Origin of the sequence: Shewanella sp. 1CM18E, from assembly GCF_023161665.1 — a bacterium.
Taxonomy (GTDB): Bacteria; Pseudomonadota; Gammaproteobacteria; order Enterobacterales; family Shewanellaceae; genus Shewanella.
In genome coordinates, this window is sequence record NZ_JALNTW010000005.1 from 91507 (window position 1) to 107788 (window position 16282).

General features: G+C 44.6%; 13 protein-coding genes. 12 read left to right on the top strand and 1 reads right to left on the bottom strand.

Annotation, left to right across the window (positions count from 1 at the left end; translation table 11 throughout):
• The first annotated feature begins 24 nt into the window (after positions 1-24).
• From MSG37_RS09220 to MSG37_RS09265, 10 genes are all read left to right on the top strand, one after another.
• Positions 25-1035: a formate dehydrogenase subunit gamma gene (locus MSG37_RS09220; RefSeq protein ID WP_248470342.1), complete on the top strand. Its 1011-nt coding sequence runs from the start codon at positions 25-27 to the stop codon at positions 1033-1035.
• Between the two features lie 738 nt (positions 1036-1773).
• Positions 1774-1971: a twin-arginine translocation signal domain-containing protein gene (locus MSG37_RS09225; RefSeq protein WP_220762260.1), complete on the top strand. Its 198-nt coding sequence runs from the start codon at positions 1774-1776 to the stop codon at positions 1969-1971.
• An 18-nt stretch (positions 1972-1989) separates the two neighbouring features.
• Positions 1990-4845 carry a formate dehydrogenase subunit alpha gene (locus tag MSG37_RS09230; protein WP_248470343.1) on the top strand — a complete coding sequence of 952 codons (2856 nt, stop codon included), beginning with the start codon at positions 1990-1992 and terminating at the stop codon, positions 4843-4845.
• A gap of 29 nt (positions 4846-4874) precedes the next feature.
• Positions 4875-5444: a formate dehydrogenase FDH3 subunit beta gene (gene fdh3B, locus MSG37_RS09235; protein ID WP_248470344.1), complete on the top strand. Its 570-nt coding sequence runs from the start codon at positions 4875-4877 to the stop codon at positions 5442-5444.
• Positions 5445-5519: 75 nt separating this feature from the next.
• Entirely contained in the window at positions 5520-6500 is a 981-nt protein-coding gene (locus MSG37_RS09240) for a formate dehydrogenase subunit gamma (RefSeq protein ID WP_220779773.1), read from the top strand.
• 983 nt (positions 6501-7483) lie between these two features.
• Positions 7484-7681, top strand: a complete 198-nt coding sequence (locus MSG37_RS09245) for a twin-arginine translocation signal domain-containing protein (RefSeq protein WP_028766715.1) — start codon at positions 7484-7486, stop codon at positions 7679-7681.
• Between the two features lie 18 nt (positions 7682-7699).
• Complete coding sequence (locus MSG37_RS09250; protein WP_248470345.1) at positions 7700-10573, top strand: formate dehydrogenase subunit alpha; 2874 nt, start codon at positions 7700-7702, stop codon at positions 10571-10573.
• A gap of 29 nt (positions 10574-10602) precedes the next feature.
• Entirely contained in the window at positions 10603-11172 is a 570-nt protein-coding gene (gene fdh3B / locus MSG37_RS09255) for a formate dehydrogenase FDH3 subunit beta (RefSeq protein WP_248470346.1), read from the top strand.
• Between the two features lie 80 nt (positions 11173-11252).
• Complete coding sequence (locus MSG37_RS09260) at positions 11253-12236, top strand: formate dehydrogenase subunit gamma (protein ID WP_248470347.1); 984 nt, start codon at positions 11253-11255, stop codon at positions 12234-12236.
• Positions 12237-12542: 306 nt separating this feature from the next.
• Positions 12543-13871 carry a coproporphyrinogen III oxidase family protein gene (locus MSG37_RS09265; RefSeq protein ID WP_248470349.1) on the top strand — a complete coding sequence of 443 codons (1329 nt, stop codon included), beginning with the start codon at positions 12543-12545 and terminating at the stop codon, positions 13869-13871.
• A 54-nt stretch (positions 13872-13925) separates the two neighbouring features.
• Here MSG37_RS09265 and MSG37_RS09270 read toward each other — a convergent pair whose 3' ends face one another.
• Positions 13926-14126 carry a hypothetical protein gene (locus MSG37_RS09270; RefSeq protein ID WP_248470350.1) on the bottom strand — a complete coding sequence of 67 codons (201 nt, stop codon included), beginning with the start codon at positions 14124-14126 and terminating at the stop codon, positions 13926-13928.
• Positions 14127-14467: 341 nt separating this feature from the next.
• On the opposite strand from MSG37_RS09270, the gene MSG37_RS09275 reads away from it, so the two are divergent.
• Positions 14468-15316, top strand: a complete 849-nt coding sequence (locus MSG37_RS09275; RefSeq protein ID WP_248470351.1) for a PfkB family carbohydrate kinase — start codon at positions 14468-14470, stop codon at positions 15314-15316.
• 254 nt (positions 15317-15570) lie between these two features.
• Complete coding sequence (locus tag MSG37_RS09280) at positions 15571-16266, top strand: MOSC domain-containing protein (RefSeq protein ID WP_248470352.1); 696 nt, start codon at positions 15571-15573, stop codon at positions 16264-16266.
• Positions 16267-16282: the final 16 nt, after the last annotated feature.

A 16282-nucleotide genomic window follows, 5' to 3' on the forward strand; every position in this document is an offset into this window, starting at 1 on the left:
TTTCAGCCCAATAAAGGAGTGAATATGTTTATCAAGTCACTGCGCAGCCTGTTTGTAATGCTAGTTATTCCATTGGTGTTATCAATGGGATTGGGACTAAGCGCTTCAGCAATGGCGGCGGATGATCAATCGAGTCAGCAGCAAGCTGTACAAACCAGCGATGCCGATCTTTGGCGCGCGGTTAAAGCAGGGGAATCTGGCTACACTGTTGCAAAAGGTGTTGAGACGGGTGTTTTAATTAACGTCGTAGGTAACGAAGGTGAAATTGTAAGGAATAAGTATTTAACTCCAGTGATGGGGATTACTGTTGTCGGTGTGTTTGCGGCATTCTTATTCTTTTATCTGGTGAATGGCCCCTCAAAATTGAGTAAAGGCTTTTCAGGCAAAATGGTCCTACGTTGGACCAAAGCAGATTTATGGATCCATTGGGTAATGGCGACTTCGTGTTTGGCGCTAATATTCACGGGTCTTAACATCATGCTAGGTAAGCACGTACTGCAACCGTATATTGGAGAGGGCCTTTGGGCTGCACTGATTTATGGTAGTAAAACTATACATGACTGGGTTGGGCCGATCTTTATCGTGTCTTGGCTGTTATCTGTAGTTAAGTGGATGCCAATGCAGACGTTCAAGATGTATGACTTAAAGTGGTTTTTAGTGGTTGGTGGTTACGTCAACTTCGGTCCATTTAAGGGTCAACATCCTGATAGCGGATTTGCTAACGCCGGTGAAAAATTATGGTTTTGGAGCTTAACTCTGTTTGGTTTATTTATTGCCGCATCGGGGCTTATGCTTGTATTACCGGGATTAGATCTACCACGTGAAGCATCTATGGCTGCACTACTCATTCACTCAATTAGCGCGGTAATTATTATCGCATTTACTATCGTTCATATTTGGATGGCGACAGTGCTAAGTGAAGGTGGTATGGAATGTATGGTATCTGGATATTGCGATGAAAATTGGGCTGTCCAGCACCACAACGTTTGGTACGATGAAATGAGAGATAGCAACAGCATAGTTTATAAAGACTAATCTTTGCTTAAGCTCATAATAAAAATGCCTCGACATAGTCGGGGCGTTTTTGTTTTAACCCTTATCAATAGCAAGTTACCTCATCCAGAGAGCATATTTGGATAGAATCAATACAAGAGTATTATTTCCCCCACTTAAACTAGCCTGTTTCACCTCTCACTGTGAGTATTGATCTATAAAAACATTATTATCAGTAGTTTATATTAGCTAGGTCTCCATTAGGCTCTTAGCGCTTATATTGATAGTCTTTTAGCTTGTTGTTTTTTGGTGATAAACCTGTGTTAGCTAGCTCGGCTTGCATGAGTCATGATGGTGGCTTTAAATAGGATTTTGTATAAAAAATATTCCCGTCCAATGCCAAATGTTAATAATTAGCATTTATATAAGCAAATCCTTTAATGTTTTGTATTTGTTAAATTTTAAATGAGGCTCAACAGTCTAATCATCTGTACTATTTTGATTTACTACACAGTTTTTTCGCTTTTAAATATGCGCCAGTTAACACTTTGGCCGATCCTCCCCTAAAAGTCGAAATCTAACCTATCTCAGATCAATTTTTCCTACAGTAAATTTCTTTATATTGGCCGGGTAATTTTGTTGGATACCTCTAATAAGTAAACATTTTTTACATTGTGGATCATTGGCTTAACAACTGACGCTAGGCACTGTAAATAACCGCATTATTAGACTTATCTTATTTTTCTGTAATTAGAGTATTCCTTTCTTCCAGGAGTAAAAATGAACAAGCAACAGCCTGATCTGAACCGCAGATCTTTGCTGAAAGCACTAACCATTGGCGGCACCGCAAGTGTTGCTATCGCCGCAACCGGCGTGAGTGTTGCTCAAGCAAGTGAAACTAAAGTCAGTTCAAAGAATGACAATGGCTATCATGAGACTGCGCATATTCGCAGTTATTACAACAGCTTACGCGGATAGTTTAGGAGAATTTAAGCGATGAAGTTAACTCGCAAATCCAACGCGGCTCCAACCGTAGAGAAAAAAACTCTAGGCCTTAGTCGTCGTCAATTTATGAAGCAAGCCGGTATCACATCTGGTGGTATTGCAGCCGCTTCTTTCTTAGGTACAGGCATGATGCGTCGTGCTGAAGCCAAAGATATCCCACATGATGCACCCACTGAAATTAAGCGTACTGTATGTAGTGCATGTGCGGTAGGTTGTGGTTTATACGCAGAAGTACAAAACGGCGTGTGGACAGGTCAAGAGCCTGCTTTCGATCATCCATTCAACGCTGGTGGTCACTGTGCTAAAGGTGCTGCATTGCGTGAGCATGGTCACGGTGAAAAGCGTCTTAAGTACCCAATGAAGCTTGTTGATGGCAAGTGGAAAAAACTATCTTGGGAGCAAGCTTTCAATGAAGTTGGCGACCAAATGCAGACTATTCGTAAAGAATCTGGTCCTGACTCTGTTTACTTCATGGGTAGCGCTAAGTTCTCGAACGAAGGCTGCTACATGTATCGTAAATTTGCAGCAATGTGGGGCACCAACAACGTCGACCACTCAGCTCGTATTTGTCACTCTACCACTGTAGCCGGTGTTGCCAACACTTGGGGTTACGGTGCGCAAACTAACTCTTTCAACGACATTCAAAATGCTAATGCAATCTTCTTCATCGGGGCAAACCCTGCTGAAGCGCATCCAGTTGCAATGCAGCATATCTTGATCGCTAAAGAGAAGAACAACGCTAAATTAATCGTGGTTGACCCACGTTTCTCACGTACAGCAGCTCACGCAGATCTGCATTGTGGTCTACGTCCTGGTACGGATATTCCATTCATCTACGGTATGCTTTGGCACATCTTCGAAAACGGTTGGGAAGATAAGACATTTATCGAACAACGTGTATTCGAAATGGATACTATCCGTGAAGAAGTGAAGAAGTTCCCACCTAAAGAAGTTGAGAACATCACTGGTTGCACCGAAGAAGAAGTTTACCAAGCGGCTAAGTTAATGGCCGACAATCGTCCAGGTACTGTTGTTTGGTGTATGGGTGGTACTCAGCATCACGTAGGTAATGCTAACACTCGTGCATACTGCATCCTTCAGCTAGCCCTAGGTAACATGGGCGTGTCTGGTGGCGGTACTAACATCTTCCGTGGTCACGATAACGTACAGGGTGCAACTGACTTAGGTCTATTGTTCGATACGCTACCAGGTTACTACGGTCTTAAGACGGGTTCTTGGAAGCACTGGTGTAACGTTTGGGACCTAGATTACGGTTGGGTTAAAGATCGTTTCGACCAAAACTCTTACCTAGGCCGCATTCCAATGAACACCCCGGGTATCCCTTGTTCTCGTTGGCATGATGGTGTGTTAGAAACACCTGAAAAACTTGCACAGAAAGATCGTGTTCGTATGGCGTTCTTCTGGGGTCAATCAGTTAACACTGAAACTCGTCAGCGTGACGTACGTGATGCACTTGATCAAATGGATACAGTAGTTGTTGTGGATCCATTCCCAACAATGGCGGGTGTAATGCACCGTCGTAAGAATGGTGTTTACCTATTACCTGCAGCGACTCAGTTCGAAACTCAAGGTTCTGTGTCTAACTCTGGCCGTTCACAGCAATGGCGTGAGCAGGTGATTCAGCCGCTATTCGAATCTAAGACTGACCTTGAGATCATGTACCGTCTATCGCAAAAGCTTGGCTTTGCTGATGAGTACACTAAGCGTATCGCTAAAGACGCTAATGACGTTCTAGTCATTGAAGACATTACTCGCGAAATTAACCGCGGTATGTGGACCATTGGTATGTCAGGTCAAAGCCCTGAGCGTTTGAAGCTACATACGCAAAACTGGGGTACATTCAGCAACACGACTCTTGAAGCTGCTGGTGGCCCTGCTAAAGGTGAAACCTACGGTCTACCTTGGCCATGCTGGGGTACACCAGAGCAGAAGCACCCTGGTACACAGATCCTTTATAACACAAACAAACACGTACTTGAGGGTGGCGGTAACTTCCGTGCTCGTTACGGTGTTGAGTATAAAGGTAAGAACCTACTTGCTGAAGGCAGCTACTCTAAAGGCGCTGAAATCCAAGACGGTTACCCAGAGTTCACAGCTGACATGCTTAAGCAACTTGGCTGGTGGGACGACCTAACTGCGGCTGAAAAAGCTGAAGCTGAAGGTAAGAACTGGAAGACAGATATTTCTGGTGGTATCCAGCGTGTGGCTATGAAGCACGGTTGTATTCCATTCGGTAATGCTAAAGCGCGTTGTATTGTTTGGACATTCCCAGACGAAGTACCAGTTCACCGTGAGCCGCTATACACGCCACGTCGTGATCTTGTGTCTAAGTATCCAACATACGCTGACATGCAAGTACACCGTCTACCAACACTGTACAAGACTATTCAAGATATAGACTCAGCAGCTAAGTACCCGCTAGGTCTGACTTCTGGCCGTCTAGTTGAGTACGAAGGTGGTGGTGAAGAGTCGCGTTCAAACCCATGGTTGGCTGAACTTCAACAAGAGATGTTTGTTGAAATCAACCCAGCTGATGCGGCTGATCGCAGCATTCGTGACGGCGACACAGTATGGCTAGAAGGTGCTGAAGGTGGTCGTATTAAGATTAAGGCTATGGTAACTCCACGCGTTAAGCCTGGTGTAACTTGGATGCCTTACCACTTCGCGGGTGAGATGCACGGTGAAAGCTTAGCGCCTAACTACCCAGAAGGTACGGTTCCTTACGTTATTGGTGAATCAGCTAACACTGCATTGACTTATGGTTATGACCCTGTGACTCAGATGCAGGAAACCAAAGCATCGCTTTGTCAGATCACTAAAGCCTAAGTGCAGAATTAGCTAGGAGAATTGCCAGAATGGCTACAATGAAATTTTTATGTGATACCAAGCGCTGCATCGAGTGTAACGGTTGTGTCACAGCATGTAAGAACGAAAACGACTCTGCTTTAGAGTGGGGTATCCAACGCCGTCGTGTTGTTACTATCAATGACGGTGTTAAAGGCGAAGCATCTATCTCAGTAGCATGTATGCACTGTAGCGATGCACCTTGTATGGCGGTTTGTCCTGCAAACTGTTTCTACAAGACAGAAGACGGCATCGTACTTCACGACAAAGATACTTGTATCGGTTGTGGTTACTGCCTATATGCTTGCCCATTTGGTGCGCCACAGTTCCCTAAATCAGGTGCTTTTGGTGCTCGCGGTAAGATGGATAAGTGTACTTTCTGTGCCGGCGGCCCAGAAGAGAACTTCTCTGATGCAGAGCGTCAGAAGTACGGTGCAAACCGTATTGCTGAAGGCAAGCTACCTATGTGTGCTGAGTTGTGTGCAACTAAGGCGCTATTAGCGGGTGACGCAGAAGTTGTTTCTGCCATCTTCCGTGAGCGTGTTGCATACCGTGGTTCTAACAAAAATGTTTGGGGTTAAGCCCTAAATATTGAGTTAGTCCATAATCGCTGCAAGCTGTCTTAATAAGTTAGCTTGCAGCATTCAGGAGGTGACATGAACAAATGGTTCAAACACATAGGCGTGGCAATTGCACTGTTATTTAGTGTGTCGGTATTTGCCCACGATGCCCCTAAAGTAGGTGACACTAACGAAGTAAATGGTCAAATCTGGGCCCAGCTAAAAGCGGGTGAAGAAGGCTATACCACTTCAAAGAGTGAATTCCACGGCCAAGCAATTAACACCTATGATCTACGTGTACTTGAATTGCGCAGTGATATTCTTGCGCCAGCATTAATGGCAGCCCTGTTCGGCATGATCATTATTTTTGTACTGTTTATCAAAGTGAACGGCATTTCTAAGCTGCACGGTGGTTACTCAGGCAAGCTGGTTTACCGTTGGTCTAAGTTTGATGTATCAATTCACTGGCTAGGTGCAATCCCTTGTCTACTATTGATTTTAACTGGCTTAACCTTGCTTGCTGGACGTTTCTTCTTCCAGCCGTACATAGGCGAAGGCGTATGGGCGGCAATGGTGAACGGTGCTAAGCAAGTGCACGACATCATGGCTATTCCATTTATGTTAGGTTGGGCGTTAATGGTGACGCTATGGGCTAAAAACCAGATGCCTAAGATGTATGACCTTAAGTGGATGATGGTTGTTGGTGGTTACATCAACTTCGGTCCATTCAAAGGTAAGCATCCTGACGCTGGTTTTGCTAACGCGGGTGAAAAATTATGGTTCTGGGCATTTGCAGCCTTTGGTCTATTAATTTCAGCATCAGGTATGCTGCTACTATTCCCGAACTTGTTCGAGCCTAGCCGCACACTTAGCTTAATCGCACTAGTACTTCACTCAGTAAGTGCCATCATTATTACTGCTTTCTCAATCGTGCATATCTTTATGGCAACGGTTATGTCAGAAGGTGGTATGGAGTGTATGGTTTCTGGTTACTGTGATGAAACATGGGCCAGTCAGCACCATAACCTTTGGTTTGATGAGATCAAAGCAAACGGTACCCTTAAATACAAAGAATAGTACTCGCTGAATATTGTCGTTAAATGCCCTGACTGAGTCGGGGCATTTTTTTAGCTACAACTCGCTGAGTAGATCAACTTCTTATACTGATAGGTATAACTTAAGACAAACAGCGTCGGGATCAGAGTCTGTTGCTAAAGTTATTCAACTATCTAGTTCCTGTCAGAACACTCTATAACGACGAATAATGCCGATATAGAGGTTATCACTAACAAAGCCTCTATGATGCAGTTATACACTGAAGTAGCGGTGTTCAGTTGCAATCTATCCCTAGTGGTTACAATCATCTAAGCTATACTCATCTCTCTTTTCGCTAGCAGTAGGCTAAGCGCAAGTCTTCAGTGCCAACGCTTATTGGCATATAAAAGCCATTCAAGCGATGTAACGGCTCAGTTAAATCTTCATATACAACCGCCCTCAATACTTGATTTCACCACCTTGGCAGCCGCTTTATGTTCGCTAACGTTAAAGAGTGTTAAGAGTATGCGTAGCTCAAATATCCTCTACAAAATCACCTGCTTATTTTTCACTAAAAAACAACAAACTTACACCATAAAGTGCCTATATTGGCTTTTTTGAGTCAATAATGGCGGCTTGGTTGGTACATGTGTTAAAGGTTGGTGTTGTTGATCTAAAAATGTATAAGTTGCTGACTATTAGCTTTTTTTTATTATTCTAAAATAGGTTTAATGTCCAATAGTTTGGACTTGTGCGTCAGTTTGGTGTGTAAAACATGCTTTAGTTAACACTTTTTTTTGGTTTTGGCCAAAATTGGCAGTTTAATCGGATGTAGATCAACTTTTCGAGGGTTGAAATTCTTTATATTACGCCGGCTATATTGGGGATAGCTCTAATGAATATACACTTTTTACAATGTTAATCGCTTAATTAACAGGCGGTTAACCTGCGTTGCAAGTCGTAGCGTTATTGGATCTATCTTAAGTGTTTATAAACAAAACTATTCCTTCCTACTAGGAGTGAAAATGAAAAAGCAACAGCCTGATCTGAACCGCAGATCTTTGCTGAAAGCACTAACTATTGGTGGCACTGCAAGTGTTGCTATCGCCGCTACTGGCGTAAGTGTTGCTCAAGCAAGTGAAACGAAAGTCAGCACCAAAAATGTAGATGGCTATCATGAAACTGCACACATTCGCAGTTATTACAATAGCTTACGCGGCTAGTCTAGGAGAAGTACAGCGATGAAGTTAACTCGCCAATCCAACGCGGCACCTACTGTAGAGAAAAAGACTCTAGGTATTAGCCGTCGTCAGTTTATGAAGCAAGCAGGTATCACATCTGGTGGTATTGCAGCAGCTTCTTTATTAGGCACAGGCATGATGCGTAAAGCAGAAGCTAAAGTGCAAACTGTTGCTCATGACGCACCAACTGAAATCAAGCGTACTATTTGTAGTGCTTGTGCGGTAGGTTGTGGTTTATACGCAGAAGTTCAAAATGGCGTGTGGACAGGTCAAGAGCCTGCATTCGATCACCCATTCAACTCTGGCGGCCACTGTGCTAAAGGCGCGAGCTTACGTTACCACACGCATTCAAATAAGCGTGTTAAGTACCCAATGAAGCTTGAAGGCGGTAAGTGGAAGAAGCTTTCATGGGAACAAGCTGTATCTGAAATCGGCGATAAGATGCTTGAGATCAATCAAACATCAGGTCCTGACTCAGTTTACTTCATGGGTAGCGCGAAATTCTCTAACGAAGGTGCATACATGTACCGTAAGTTAGCGGCAATGTGGGGCACAAACAACGTTGACCATTCAGCGCGTATTTGTCACTCAACGACAGTTGCTGGTGTTGCGAACACTTGGGGTTACGGTGCACAAACCAACTCTTTCAACGACATTCGTAACGCAAAAAATATCTTCCTGATTGGGGCAAACCCAGCAGAGGCGCATCCAGTAGCGATGCAGCACATTTTAATCGCCAAAGAGCGCGGCGCGACAATGACTGTTGCTGACCCACGTTTCTCTCGCACTATGGCGCATTCTGATATCCACCTTCCATTACGTCCAGGTACCGATATTCCTTTGGTTTACGGTCTAATGTGGCACATTTTTGAAAATGGTTGGGAAGATAAAGAGTTTATCCGCACACGTGCTTACGGCATGGACAAGATCCGTGAAGAAGCTGCGCGTTGGACTCCTGAAGAAGTTGAAAACGTAACTGGCGTATCTCGCGAAGCTGTTTATGCTGCTGCTAAACAAATGGCGACTAACCGTCCAGGTACTGTAATTTGGTGTATGGGTGGTACTCAGCATCACGTTGGTAACGCTAACACGCGTATGTACTCTATCCTGCAGCTAGTGCTAGGTAACATGGGTGTGTCTGGTGGTGGTACTAACATTTTCCGTGGCCACGACAACGTTCAGGGCGCAACGGACATGGGTCTGCTATTCGACAACTTACCAGGCTACTACGGCGTTGGTGAAGGCGCATGGCACCACTGGTCTCGCGTATGGGATCTACCATTCGAATCAGTTAAAGCACGTTTCGACCAAAAGCCTTACTTAGGTCGTAGCCCAATGACTACTCCAGGTATGCCATGTTCTCGCTGGCAAGATGGTGTGTTAGAAGCTAAAGACAAACTTGCTCAAAAAGATAACCTACGTCTAGCATTCTTCTGGGGTCAATCAGTTAACACTGAAACGCGTCAGATGGAAGTACGTGACGCATTGGACAAGCTAGAAACAGTAGTTGTTGTGGATCCGTACCCAACAATGGCTGGTGTTATGCACCGTCGTAAAGATGGCGTTTACTTACTACCTGCAGCAACTCAGTACGAGTGTGAAGGTTCAGTAAACAACTCTGGTCGTAGTGCACAGTGGCGTCAACAGGTTGTTGAGCCATTATTCGACTCTAAGAATGACCTAGAGATCATGTACCGCTTAGCGAAGCATGTTGGCATTGCTGACGCATGGACTAAGAACATCAAGGTTAATGGCAACATGCCTGACTCTGATGACATCATGCGCGAATACGCTAAAGGTATGCGTTCAGTAGGTTACACAGGTTGGAGCCCAGAGCGTATCCGTGCTCACACTATGAACTGGGGCGATTTCTCTTCTGAAACGCTAGAAGCTGCTGGCGGCGTGAACAAGGGTGAGACTTACGGTCTACCTTGGCCATGTTGGGGTACTCCAGAGCAGAAGCACCCAGGTACACAGATTCTATACCGCACTGGTATGAACGTTAACCAAGGTGGTGGTAACTTCCGTGCTCGTTTTGGTGTTGAACACGAAGGCGTAAGCATCCTAGCTGAAGATTCTGCTTCTGTTGGTGCTGACATTCAAGACGGTTACCCACAATTTGATGACAAGATGCTTAAGCAACTTGGCTGGTGGGATGAGCTAACTGCTGAAGAGAAAGCACTAGCTGAAAACCGCACTTGGGCGACTGACTTAGGCGGCGGTATCGTACGTGTTGCGCTAGCACACAACATGGTGCCATACGGTAACGCTAAAGCGCGTTGTCGCGTTTGGACTTTCCCAGACGAAGTGCCTGTTCACCGCGAGCCAATCTACACAGCACGTCGTGATCTAATTGCGAAATACCCAACTCATAACGACATGCAAGTTCACCGTCTACCAACCTTGTACAAGACGTTACAAGACAAGGTTATTAGCGATGATCTAGACAAAAAGTACCCATTAATCTCTACTTCTGGCCGTTTGGTTGAGTACGAAGGTGGTGGTGAAGAGTCTCGTTCTTGCCCATGGTTGGCTGAACTTCAACAAGAAATGTTCATCGAAATTAACCCAGCTGATGCGGCAGATCGCGGCATTCGTGACGGTGATGACGTTTGGGTTGAAGGTGCTGAAGGCGGACGCATCAAGATCAAGGCGATGGTAACTCCACGTGTTGGCGCTGGTGTAACTTGGATGCCTTATCACTTCGCGGGTGTTATGCACGGTGAAGATCTGCAATATCCAGAATCTGGTGGAGTTAGCACTAAGCCTTACGTAGTGGGTGAATCTTGTAACACGGTAATGACTTACGGTTATGACCCTGTGACTCAGATGCAAGAAACTAAAGCCACACTTTGTCAGATTGCTAAAGCTTAATTGCAGTATTAGCTAGGAGAATTGCCAGAATGGCTACAATGAAATTTTTATGTGATACCAAGCGCTGCATCGAGTGTAACGGTTGTGTCACAGCATGTAAGAACGAAAACGACTCTGCTCTAGAGTGGGGTATTCAGCGTCGTCGCGTTGTAACAATCAACGACGGTGTTAAAGGCGAAGCTTCTATCTCAGTAGCATGTATGCACTGTGATGATGCACCTTGTATGGCGGTTTGTCCTGCAAACTGTTTCTACAAGACAGAAGACGGCATCGTACTTCACGACAAAGATACTTGTATCGGTTGTGGTTACTGCCTATACGCTTGCCCATTTGGCGCGCCACAGTTCCCTAAATCAGGTGCTTTCGGTGCTCGCGGTAAGATGGACAAGTGTACTTTCTGTGCGGGTGGCCCAGAAGAGAACTTCTCTGAGGCAGAGCATCAGAAGTACGGTGCAAACCGTATCGCTGAAGGCAAGCTACCTATGTGTGCTGAGTTGTGTGCGACTAAAGCGCTACTAGCGGGTGATGCAGAAGTTGTTTCTTCAATCTTCCGTGAGCGTGTTGCATACCGTGGTTCTAAAAACGCAGCTTGGGGTTAATCAACTTAGGTTGACTAACTTCTAGCGTACCCTGAGTGGTTCACTAGCGTGAGCCGCCCAGTGGTAAAAGAGGACGTATTATGAACAAATGGTTAAAACACATAGGCGTAGCAATCGCACTGTTTTTCAGTGTGTCTGTTTTCGCTAATGCGACTGACAAAGTGGGTGACACCATTGAAGTGAACAACGGCCAAATCTGGGCTCAGCTAAAAGCGGGCGAAGAAGGTCGTACAACTTCAACAAGTGAATTCCACACGCAAGCAATCAATACGTATGACCTACGTGTACTTGAATTGCGTAGCGATATTCTTGCTCCAGCATTAATGGCAGCCCTTTTCGGCATGATCATTATTTTTGTTCTGTTTATCAAAGTGAATGGTATTTCTAAACTTCACGGCGGTTACTCAGGCAAGCTGGTTTACCGTTGGTCTAAGTTTGATGTATCAATTCACTGGCTAGGTGCTATTCCTTGTCTGCTATTGATCCTAACAGGCTTAATGCTAATTGCTGGTCGTTACTTCGTTCAGCCATACATCGGTGAAGGCCTATGGGCTAGCCTAGTTAACGCTTCTAAGCAGATCCACGACATCATGGCGATTCCGTTCATGTTGGGTTGGGCGCTTATGGTAACGTTATGGGCTAAGAACCAAATGCCTAAGATGTATGACCTTAAGTGGATGATGGTTGTTGGTGGTTACATCAACTTCGGTCCATTCAAAGGTAAGCACCCTGACGCTGGTTTTGCTAACGCTGGTGAGAAATTATGGTTCTGGGCATTCGCTGTGTTCGGTCTAGTAATTTCTGCATCTGGTATGTTGCTACTATTCCCGAACTTGTTCGAGCCTAGCCGCACACTTAGCTTAATCGCACTAGTACTTCACTCAGTAAGTGCCATCATTATTACTGCTTTCTCAATCGTGCATATCTTCATGGCAACGGTTATGTCAGAAGGTGGTATGGAGTGTATGGTTTCTGGTTACTGTGATGAAACATGGGCTAGCCAGCACCACAACCTTTGGTTCGACGAAATCAAAGCTAACGGTACCCTTAAGTACAAAGAGTAAGCCTCTTTTCGCTTAATGCCTAAACACCTCAGCTATTCGTAGCTGGGGTGTTTTTTTATCTGAGTTTTGTGCAAGAAAGCTTGTGGGCTAAATGAGAAGAATACAAGACTGATAAATTGTATGTTTTATGAGCAAAGGCTAAAGTATGACTTACTTAACAAAAAAGCATACATTTCTTTGATAGGAAACGCTAAGTTATAACCTAATCACGTTTTATGCTTATTTAAAGTGCTAATTTTGCACACTGCTATTGCATTCCAATGTTTCCGATTCTTTTGTGATTAGCATTATTTTATAGGAACTTATATGTCGTCAATTATTCTGCCTGATACTGCTCAACCTTATAACGCTAATATCACCACGCCTGATTGGATGATTAGCGGTATGGAAAAAGTCATGCAGTTTTATGTGGATCGTAACTTACGACTCGATACGGTTTCGGCAGAGATGATGCCAAACCCAGTCGAAGGTAAGAAGTACATGTTGTACGCGCATGTGCCTTTTTGTCATACCTTGTGTTCCTACTGTACCTTCCATCGTTTCCTATTTAAAGAAGATAAAGCCCGCGCTTACTTCATCTCTTTGCGTAAAGAGATGGAGATGGTTAAAGCTTTAGGCTACGACTTTGAGTCTATGTACATTGGTGGCGGTACTACAACGGTATTGGAAGATGAGCTAGCTCGAACTATTGAGCATGCTAAAAAGCTATTCCCAAGCATTAAAGAAGTCTCATGTGAGTCAGATCCACAGCATCTTGATAGCCCAGGCTTTAAGCAGCTTGAGGGCTTAGTGGATCGTATGTCGATTGGCGTACAAAGCTTCAATGATGACATTTTGGCAATGACAGATCGTATTGAGAAGTTTGGTAATGGCCAGCAAACTTTCGACAAGATCATGGCAGCGAAAGAGCTGTTCCCAATTATTAACGTTGACTTGATTTTTGGTTTCCGTGGTCAAACTGACGAAGTGATTCAACATGACTTAGATATGGCATCTAAGCTTGATCCTCGCCAGATCACCACTTATCCGTTGATGATTACCCATCAGACTCGTAAGAGCGTTAAAGGTAAGCTAGCGGCTCCTCAAGGGGACATGGCGCGCCAGTATCGTCAAATTCTAAACAGCCTTAACGGTCAATATAACCAGCTATCGGCATGGGCTTTTGGTAAAGCCAATGATGAAGGTTTTGACGAATACGTTATCGATTTTGATGAGTATTTAGGTGTTGGTTCAGGTTCATTTAGCTTTCTAGATGACACGCTGTACGTGAATACCTTCTCACTACGTAAGTACCAAGAGCGTATCGCCAATGGTCTAATGGGTGTCGATCAACAGAAGCAATACGGCCGTAAAGAAGTGATGCAGTATCGTTTCTTACTGGGCATGTTCTCAGGTCGTTTATCGCGTAAATACTTCCGTGAAACCTTTGGCGTTAACCTAGACACTGCGCTATTTAAAGAGATGACGTCGATGAAGGCCATCGGTGCAATCAAGAATGATCCAACTGATCCTGATAACCTGATTATTACCGATAACGGTAAGATGATGGGGCTGTTGATGATGAAAGAGTTTTACTCTGGCATGGACAACGTTCGCGCTCAATTACGTAAGCCATTAAAAGCTTGCGATATGTAACTCAAAGTTTGGCTACTGCTATCTGGCAGTAGCCTTGTTGTTCAGCCGTTTAAGTTAACAGTCTACAGTTGCGGATTCGCTGCTTGATGCTATCAATAGCTCAAGCTTTTTAATATCTTCTTTTATCTGTAACACATAATTGTCTGTGTACTGCATTTGCTCAAATGCCTTTAAACATGCGCGATAGCGTGCAAGTTGTCCCTCAGGAGTTGAGCCAAATTCCATTTGTTCATGCATACCAATAATTGAGTCCATTCAACTATTCCTCTTGCTGTCTCACTACTACTTTTAGTGATATTGCCAATATCATATTCGCAAATTTAAACTTGCGTAGCGCTGTATTAGCTTGTTCAAGCTAAGGATAGTATATGTTTAGCGAATTGCTCTGCTTACTCGAGATTATTTTCAATAACTTACCATAAAATAGGATAAGTCTAGGGAAAACGGCTAGTGTGGTGGGCTCACATCACCTTGAGAGAATGCTTACATGCTGGCAGTTTAAATGGGTAGCAAACAACTGGATCTGACCAAGGCCACTTGGAACAAGCTAGAAAATCTCTTACTATCGAAGCAATCGTTCTTCATATCGAGCTTTCATGGCGAATATATTGCTGGTAGCAAATCTCAATTGCGATCGTATTTTTAATCTCAATCAAACCCTCAAAGCAGGTGGACGTTTTCATTATCAAGACGGTGGTCATCGCCTTGGTGGCGGTGGGGCAAACACTGGTATTGGCCTAGTGTGGGCAGGGCATCAAGTATCATTAGTGAGTCAGGTTGGCCGTGATGATGTAGGTGATTGGTTATTGGCTGAAGCCAGTACCCAAGGGATTAACTGCAGCTTGATTCAACGACGTGCGGGTAATACCTGCGAGATGTTATTGATGATGACACCAGATGGTGAGCGCACCATTATTCGTCCTGAACGACCTAAGTTTGAATTACCACTGCCACCTAACTGGCAAGATGTTGATGCGCTTTACATTAACTCCTCTACTGAGGGCGCTGCGAGTTGGGCAAAAACCGCAATGAGTCATTGCTGGGTGGTAGCACAACTGGCTAAAGATCAACGCGCACGCCCTTGTCATGTGCTGATAGCCTCGTTATGCGATATGCAAGGCCGCTGTAGTGAAGATAAGTGGCAGTTTGCTAAATCTATTGCTGGCGACGGGCTGAAGTTCTTTATCGTGACGGACGGCGAGAACGGCGCGACTTTATATAGCGCTTCAGAAACACTGCATGTCGCTGTGGTACCAAGCACTGTCGTTGATACTACTGGTGCGGGTGATGCTTATGCTGCCGGGCTCATTCATGGTCTTGTAAACCATCAGTCAATCCTTGATGCCATGGGGGAGGCTGCTATTTGGTCAGGATTTGCCGTCGCAAGTGATAGCTCTATTCCGGGGAAAGCACTTAAGCAATATTTGGCAGATAAAAGCGTATAGATATTGCTGTCTTGGTTTTGTCATCGCTAAGTCATGTAACTGACATCTTGGCTATCTAGTATGTTCAGCAGCAATTCTCTGACTGTAATACTTCCAAGATACATGCTCTTGCCCTGCATTCTAGCAGGGCATTTTTTTGCCACTTTCGTGCTAGTACGACTATCGATAATTTTCACACAAGATTGCTTTTGTTACTGCCTTTATGCTGCAAGCTAATGTTAGGATGGGCTAGGTTTTTAGCTAGGAATAAAGTGATGGCAGGGCAAGTACTCGTTGAGCAGATCTCAGGCTTATATCATGGTGAAGCAATCGTCGCATTAGGCGGGGTGACTTCAGGTATTAATCACAAAAGCGCTGCCAGCACATTACAGGTTGGTACTCAGGCTGTAGCCGGAGATGCACAGGCTGATCCTAAGCATCACGGCGGAGTAGATCGAGTATTGCATCATTTTCCACGTGAACATTATGGCCAATATCGTCGCTGGGATATGATGACCGGCTTTAAGGATGCGCCAGCAATGGGTGAGAACATAAGCACTGTGGGTTTAGATGAAACCCAAGTGCATATCGGCGATATCATTAAAATTGGTGAGGTTGAGCTGCAAGTGACTCAACCGCGCTCGCCGTGCTTTAAATTAAATCTGCAATTTGGTCACCAAGAGTTTGCCTTAGCCATGCAGCAAAGTGGTCGCTGTGGTTGGTTTTATCGCGTATTAACCCCTGGCAACATTTCAGCCAAGGACTCGGTAGTGCTAGTAAAGCGCATAACAGATATTAGCGTTGCCGAAGCTATGCATATCTATTTTTTACCTGAGTTTGATGCCGCGCAATATCAGCGTTTAGCTGACTGTGAAGGACTAGCGAGATCTTGGGTGAATAGCTTACAGCGCCGCATTGAAAACCAGGCGATTGAAGATTGGCAAATGCGGTTATACGGGCCGCAAAAATAAAGTGTTAATTAATACA

What these genes read in the sequence shown, in the direction of transcription:
- MSG37_RS09220 (WP_248470342.1), top strand. Translation starts at nt 25, where the DNA reads ATGTTTATCAAGTCACTGCGCAGCCTGTTTGTAATGCTAGTTATTCCA.
- MSG37_RS09260 (WP_248470347.1), top strand. Translation starts at nt 11,253, where the DNA reads ATGAACAAATGGTTAAAACACATAGGCGTAGCAATCGCACTGTTTTTC.
- MSG37_RS09280 (WP_248470352.1), top strand. Translation starts at nt 15,571, where the DNA reads ATGGCAGGGCAAGTACTCGTTGAGCAGATCTCAGGCTTATATCATGGT.
- MSG37_RS09225 (WP_220762260.1), top strand. Translation starts at nt 1,774, where the DNA reads ATGAACAAGCAACAGCCTGATCTGAACCGCAGATCTTTGCTGAAAGCA.
- MSG37_RS09275 (WP_248470351.1), top strand. Translation starts at nt 14,468, where the DNA reads ATGGCGAATATATTGCTGGTAGCAAATCTCAATTGCGATCGTATTTTT.
- MSG37_RS09250 (WP_248470345.1), top strand. Translation starts at nt 7,700, where the DNA reads ATGAAGTTAACTCGCCAATCCAACGCGGCACCTACTGTAGAGAAAAAG.
- MSG37_RS09240 (WP_220779773.1), top strand. Translation starts at nt 5,520, where the DNA reads ATGAACAAATGGTTCAAACACATAGGCGTGGCAATTGCACTGTTATTT.
- fdh3B (WP_248470344.1), top strand. Translation starts at nt 4,875, where the DNA reads ATGGCTACAATGAAATTTTTATGTGATACCAAGCGCTGCATCGAGTGT.
- fdh3B (WP_248470346.1), top strand. Translation starts at nt 10,603, where the DNA reads ATGGCTACAATGAAATTTTTATGTGATACCAAGCGCTGCATCGAGTGT.
- MSG37_RS09230 (WP_248470343.1), top strand. Translation starts at nt 1,990, where the DNA reads ATGAAGTTAACTCGCAAATCCAACGCGGCTCCAACCGTAGAGAAAAAA.
- MSG37_RS09245 (WP_028766715.1), top strand. Translation starts at nt 7,484, where the DNA reads ATGAAAAAGCAACAGCCTGATCTGAACCGCAGATCTTTGCTGAAAGCA.
- MSG37_RS09270 (WP_248470350.1), bottom strand. Translation starts at nt 14,126, where the DNA reads ATGGACTCAATTATTGGTATGCATGAACAAATGGAATTTGGCTCAACT.
- MSG37_RS09265 (WP_248470349.1), top strand. Translation starts at nt 12,543, where the DNA reads ATGTCGTCAATTATTCTGCCTGATACTGCTCAACCTTATAACGCTAAT.